This is a genomic window from Paenibacillus plantarum (assembly GCF_013141695.1).
GTDB lineage: Bacteria > Bacillota > Bacilli > Paenibacillales > NBRC-103111 > Paenibacillus_E > Paenibacillus_E plantarum.
This window is the reverse complement of record NZ_WHNY01000071.1, coordinates 1-7,275: the sequence shown is the minus strand read 5'-3', so window position 1 is coordinate 7,275 and position 7,275 is coordinate 1. Positions and strand designations below refer to the sequence as shown.

General features: G+C 44.1%; 1 protein-coding gene. It reads left to right on the top strand.

Features of this window, described 5'->3' with window-relative positions; translation table 11 throughout:
* The first annotated feature begins 190 nt into the window (after positions 1–190).
* On the top strand, positions 191–6,829 hold the full coding sequence (locus tag GC096_RS26620; protein ID WP_246302982.1) for a discoidin domain-containing protein: 6,639 nt from the start codon (positions 191–193) through the stop codon (positions 6,827–6,829).
* Positions 6,830–7,275: the final 446 nt, after the last annotated feature.

Below are 7,275 nucleotides of genomic sequence, written 5' to 3'. Positions count from 1 at the left end.
ATGAAGCAAAGATGATAAGCGATAGATATTAGCGGGATTCATCGAGGGAGGGAAAGCAGGTTAAGTACTGTTATGTGCATGAGCCTCGCTTTTCCTCCTGCTTTGGGAAAAGTGAAAGCGGTATCATCCAAGGCCGAACGACTTGTAAGGAGTCTTTTTCACAAAAATACTTGAATGGGGGAATAACCCGATGAAATACAAATTAAAGCGATTTTTTTCTTTAATAGTAATATCCTCTATAATGGTTCCGTCTTTTTCGTATATGAATACGAATAAAGTAGAAGCGGCTCAAACAACCGGCACCGCGCCCTACACGAACCAATGGGCGGTTTCCGGTCCTTTTACCAACGAGCAATCTCCTGGAAACATCGTTCCTGTCATTGGCCAGTCGTTTGCCGATCCGAACAACACAGAAACATCCACTTGGCAATATTTCGACGACCGTATCTTCAACCGCAATTATGATGATTACAATGATCTGTTAGGTTATTTTGATGTCAAACAGGGGAAAGATACACTCAATAAGTGGGTAATGGCAGCGACCTATGTTTACAGCCCTACAGCACAGACGGTTCAGTGGCAAGTAGCCGGTTCGGGTGTGTATAAACTTTTTGCGAACGATATTCTCAGTGGACAACAAGTTCAAGCTCCAGAAAAACTGCCCAAGACTGGTTCTAAATATTCAGTCAATTTAAAGCAAGGCTGGAACAAGCTGCTCATTGAAATTCAGCATAAAAACTTTAATACTCATAGGGATTTTTTGGGATTTTACTCAAGACTTTCCGACAATAACGGAAATCAAATTTCGGGGCTAACCTACTCTGTAACAGGACCAAACGTAAGCAACAACCAGCTGAACATTGTTACACAGGGCCTTGCTATTGATAAAACAGCATTTGATGCCCGCAATGCAAATATCCCGGCAAACGACTATCCTTCAAACGCACTTCCATACGCTTACGATGAAAATCCATATGTATGGATGGTTTTCAAACTCGACAACGAAGTGAGTACATCGTCTAATGCTGCGCAGGCAGCTCCCTTTACATTCCAGGCTGCGGGCGGAAATCCCGGCTACACTTGGGAAATTGCCGATGGTCAGTTGCCGCCCGGTCTGACATTGGCATCCGACGGTCACATTGACGGTAAGGTTGCAGACGGCGCTCAAGGCGTATCACAACAAGATTATACCTTCACAGTGAAGGTAAAAGACGCTCAAAATGCTACTGCAACAAAGCCATATACGATGACGGTTAAGGAAAACCCGGTTGATTGGTTTATTGAGGGCAAGCTGTCGGCGCTGTCACACACCACGGGCACCTATCCGAACCTTTATGACCCAAACTACAACTATGACGCGTGGGCACAGGCAGCTAAAGAAATGGGAATGACCATGCTTTCGACAGAATCCATTCAAGGCAAAGTTTACTACTGGCCGTCACCCAACGCAGTCTTAACTCCAAGCGACAGCAACTATACGTATAAATACAACGCTATGTACCAGTCTGAGGATGGCAGTTGGCATGTCAAAGACAGAGTGATGCAGGCCAAACAGGCCGTCGAGCGCTACGGCATGAAGTTTGGTATATACATTGCACCTGGATACGACCAGCCACCGTCAAACCAAGAAGTTTCAGTTTTGGATACCGACATGCAAGCTTTGGTAAAAAGATACAATCCATGGTATCTCTTTGTCGATGGTAATCCTGATGATCATCAAAATGTTGACGTGTCGTGGAGTTCTGCTCGCAACTATAACGACCGTGTTTTAATTGCAAAAAATTCCGATCCTCGATCGGGTGATGCAGATATTACATTTCACGAGCGTCCATTCTGGCAAAGTGAACCTTACAATAACGGTGGCTGGGTCAACGGTATTAAGCAACAAACAAGAAAAGTTGCCCATGAGGAATGGAACGATCCATTTACAACTGCACTCGATGTCTGGGCACAATACGCACAAGGCAACGAACGCGACAATTGGATTGAGTTGACAAAGGAAATCATTGACCAATACGGACATGGTTATGTCATGAATTATGACCAGACCATTGGTAGAACCCGCGGTCCGGATAACCTGTTTAGTAACTTGGATAACACAAATATCTTCTCAATGGTGCCTATTGAGTCACAGAATGCGCTAGGTATGCGCAGCTCCATTGCAAAATGGATGGCAAATGCCGGCAGTCCGGACCTGCGTGAGTCCATGTACGGCACCTTGCCATACACCATGGATTACACCATTAAATCAGGCTGGAAAACAGATCCGCAGCAGGCTATCGCTTACGGTCAGGGTCCAGATTGGGGTTACGCCCTGTCCCGTGACCAGAATGTCTATATGCATATGATCAAAAACCTGATTTCCGGCGTGAGCAAGGCAGGATTTACCGGCCAAGCCTCGATGAGCGGAATTGGTCCCTTCGATTACCCGGTTGACAAGGTCGAGTGGCTGAACAAGGGTGGTTCTCTGCCATTCACAACACAACAAAACAATGGCAAATACTATATTACAATTAACACTTCAAGTGTTATTGCCGACCCTATTGATACAATCATTAAAATTACAACACAAAACCCTGCAAGAAAATACAAAATGACAAGTGTTAAATTGTTCAGCAGCCAAACTGAACCAAACAAACTGAAACTTAGAGCAGAGAGCTATATGAATAACTACACCAATCTTTTCGCACCTGCTACACTTAGCTACACAAGCGATAAAACAAGCGTAGCAGCTGTAGACTCTGCAACAGGTTTGGTAACAGCTGTCGGTGACGGTACAGCTACAATCACAGTTACGGCAACCTATAATGATGGTGTGAACGCTCCTCAGGTTAGGACCGACACATATCCTGTAAAGGTGTCGGGCGGTGCGATTTCAGCTGCACTTCCGCTGGTTGGTGTTAATATGTTCACAAAAGGCGCTTTGTTCTGGGGACAATTCTCCACAAACCAGGACCTTCCTGTGACATTCCAGGCATTCACAGAAAAGGGAGGCACGGTTGATATTCTGGGCGGTACAAACATCAAGTACCACTATGCAACAGTGGACGGTAACCGTAACAACTCTACAGGTAAAATCATTGTAACCGAAGTGCCAGCAGCTCAAGTACCGTTCGTTGTAAATGGCAACACCATGCAATTTACAGGTAAAGTTTCCACCCCTACGATGTACAGCTACTGGGCTGATATCACTGTAGACGGAAAGACATTTACATCAACCCGTAACTACATTACACTTGTTCCAGATGTAAACGTTTCAGCTGGAATTACGCCGACAGTTACAAGCGACAGCAGTAACGCAGCCAAATTATCTGACGGCATAATCAACGATTCGACCGGCGGCAATCGCGCAAAGTGGGTAGCGCAGGCAAGCGACACAAATCCGAGCATCATGTATGATTTGGGCAAACTGCAAAAGCTTAACCGCGTTAATATCTACTTTAATCACCATATGCCGAATGTTGACAATGTTACTTACTACAACGTGCCGAATAAGATAAAGATTGAGTATAGCGTTGACGGAACAAATTGGATAGCAGGTAACGAAACAAACACATTGTCCGGCGGTGGATTGCCGACACAGAGAAACACGCTGGCAGTTCCGAAAAGCGATACAACCTTGTATGCTTGGGAGCAAGAAGGCTTGTATTACAACTATCCAGTTGATCCGAGCAAACCCGAAGTGCAAGCGCGTTATGTAAGAGTATCCTTCCCTGGCGGCGGTCAAGGAGGCAGCCCGATTGATGTGCTGGAAGTTAAAGTATTCTCATTAGCAGATTTAACAGCACTTGGAAATCTTAAGCTTGATCCGAAAATCGGAACGGATAACAATAAGGTAACGGTTGATGTAAAAGGTTATTCCTTTTTAGGTGAACCTCTGGACCTAACCGATGCGAACATTACGATCACAAGCGAAAACCCGTCCGTTGCAGCAGTTGGCGCAGATGGGGTTATTACAGCCGGGGCAGAAGGCATGGCCAAGATCAATGTATCTGTTAGGAAGGGCGGCTACATCGCAAGCGATTATTTCTATGTTACTGTAGATGCTGACGGAAAAATAGTTCTAACCCCTTTTCTGAAAGAAGTAAAGATTTCTCTAAATAGTCCGACAATTCAATCCGATAAACCAGTCATTGCTTCAATTGAAGGCCTATTAAATACAGGAGAATCAACTGATTTATCAAGGGCTACAGTACAATATCAATTTAGTGATGAAAGGTTATCCGTTGTTGAGGGCAGCCATACAATCGTAGTAAAAGGCGACATAGGTAGTGGATTTAATGCGACTGTTGTTGTAAAGGTTACTTTAGATGGGTTAACTGTTGAAAGTCGTCCTATGACAATTGCTGCAGTTAGGGATATTATCCCTCAATCACAAATGACGGCTACGGCGACAAGTCAGGAAACTGCTGGTGCTAACAACGCAGGCCCAATAGCGATTGACGGAAACCCAGGAACATTTTGGCATACAAAGTGGACTTCCGACGTTCTCCCCCAATCGATTAAGTTAAACCTTGGAGGAACCCACAATATCAATTCAATCTCCTATTTGCCAAGGCAAGATGGAGGCAGCAATGGAAATATTACAGGCTATAACGTATATGTAAGTACGAATGGAGTGGACTTTGCCAAGGTTGCGAGCGGAACTTGGGCAAACGACAATAAAGAGAAATCCGCAACTTTTACAACGACGAATGCATCGTATGTCAAGCTCGAAGCAACGGCGGGTACTGGTGGCTATGCATCGGCTGCGGAGATCAATGTCTTTGAAGCAAAAGCAGTGGCAAAGACGATTGTAGATTACAAGTCGGTTGCTACGGATACGGGCTTAGGCGAAATACCATCACTACCTGCACAGATCGAAGCTGTATACAACGATGGAACAACGGGATTAGTTGACGTTGCATGGGCCCCCATTACTGCAGATATGGTATCACATGCAGGTGTATTTACAGTAAACGGCACAGTAACAGGAACCTCAGTCCAAGCGAAAGCGATCTTCAGAGTAGTAGCTGATTTTAAACCCGTTCTAAGAGAAGTTAAGCTTTCTTTTGATAACCAAGTTATCAAGAAGAACGAACCGATTGTCGCTACTTTAGTGGGAACATTAAATACTGGCGAACAGGCAGATTTATCAAGAGCTGCTGTACAGTATGTGTTCAGTGATTCAAGATTAGAGGCTATCCCAGGTAGTAACACAATTGTGATCAAAGGAGATTTGAATAGAGGATTCGTTTCGACTGTCAAAGCGAATGTAACTCTGGATGGAGTAATCCTGGAGACCAATCAGAAGGCGATTTTAGCTCTACCTCAAGGTGGAAACATAGCCAATACAGCAAGTGTATCCGTAAAGTCAGTCAGGTTTGATGATGCCAGATATGTTGGTCTAAAAGCGGTAGATGGTGATAAGGCTACGAGCTGGGCATCATCTCCCACTGATAATACCAAGGCTCCATGGATTAAATTGGATTTCGCTGCTCCATTAACAATCAGTAAGGTGAACCTGATAGACCGTGGCCACCAGATCAATCAGATTGGAGAAGGGCTTTTGGAATGGGAAGGAGGTAGCAATAAGGTTGAGAACATATTGTGGAATGGAAAACCTGACAACTTTGTTGTTTTTGACCAGCCGATTGTGACTAGCTGGATTAAATTCACTATTGACCCTGATAATAAGTTTACAAATTCTTCTCCGGCTGAACAGGGTGAACTTGGTCTTACAGAATTTGAGGTATACACACCGAATAAAGAATTTGTAAAAACGATTGTAGATTACAAATCGGTTGCTATGGATACGAACGTAGGCGTAATTCCATCACTCCCTGCACAGATCGAGGCTGTATACAACGATGGAACAACTGGTTTAGTTGACGTTGCATGGGCCCCTGTAACTGCAGATATGGTATCACATGCAGGCGTATTTACAGTAAACGGCACAGTAGCAGGAACATCAGTCAATGCAAAAGCGATCTACAGAGTAGATGGGGTTGCACCGGCGGCAAGTCAAGCTATATTGAGTAGCGTGCAGCAGGCGACCCCTGGCATGACATTTGATGTAACGATGGGATTGAGCGTGACGCAAAGTGTGTACCAGTCGGTGTTTGGTCAAGTTTTGACGGTTCACTATGATCCGCAGAAATTGCAGCTAGAAACGGCGACACCGGTAACATCACTGAAAGATGGATTTCAAGTCATCGATACAAAGGAAACAATTCCGGGACAATTACGAATTGTGGCTGCCAGCGTGGGCGTGAACGTGCCTGCCCAAGGCGATTTGCTCGCAATCAAATTTAGGACCAAATCTGTACCCCAGGCAACCAATACGACAATATCTGTAGACAACATTGTGATTGCCAATGCACAGGGGAATGAACTGCAGGTTGGCGGAGCATCCCGCGAGATACAAATAACTTTACCTATTATAACTGTAGATAAATCGCTCTTGAACGCAACGATCACAAGTGCTCAAGCGAAGTACACTGCAGCAGTGGAAGGCAATGAAGATGGACTGTATGCGATTGGCTCCAAAGCGCAATTGCAGTCGGCTATCGATGCATCCAAAGCAATAGTAAACAATTCGAATGCTGCTCAACAGCAGGTTGATAGCGCGAAAGCTGCATTGGAAGCGGCGATTCAAATGTTCACAAGCCAGATAATAATCGCAGATATCAATGGAGATGGTGTCTCAATTGGAGACTTGGCTTCCGTTGCAGCTGCTTACGGCAAACAAATAGGTCTTGTGGGCTGGAATGAGAAAGCGGATGTCAACCATGACGGAAACGTAGACATTACAGACCTCGCCATCGTAGCTAAAGCAATTTTGCAATAAACACTGTTCGAGCTGATGAAAGTGGATAATAGTTGAAGACATTTAGAAAAAACAAAGCTCATGAAGGTGTAGACACCTTCATGAGCTTTGTTTGTAGTTAGGAGATTGTTCTGCTAGGTGTTCATTTAGATCAATGTAGAGAAAATATGCTTGGTAAAAACTTCAAAAAAATTACATATTGATGAAATATTAAGTTTTTGAAGAATCACAATAGTAAATTATCGAAGGAAACCATATTTTTTTCTGTATGAAAGATTATCGTAATTTATTATTGTGAAATTGCAGTCAATCGTATTTACGCTTTTCCAAAGAAACTCAAAATCGCGGACCAGAAAAAAGGAGGACAAAATGCTTAAACAGAAAAAGAAAATTGCATCAGTAATAGCTTTATCCCTTATTGTACCCCTTACACTCGCCGGATGTGGAACAGACACGAAACAAACTGA

Coding starts and splice junctions, on each gene's coding strand:
- GC096_RS26620 (WP_246302982.1), top strand. CDS start 191: ATGAAATACAAATTAAAGCGATTTTTTTCTTTAATAGTAATATCCTCT.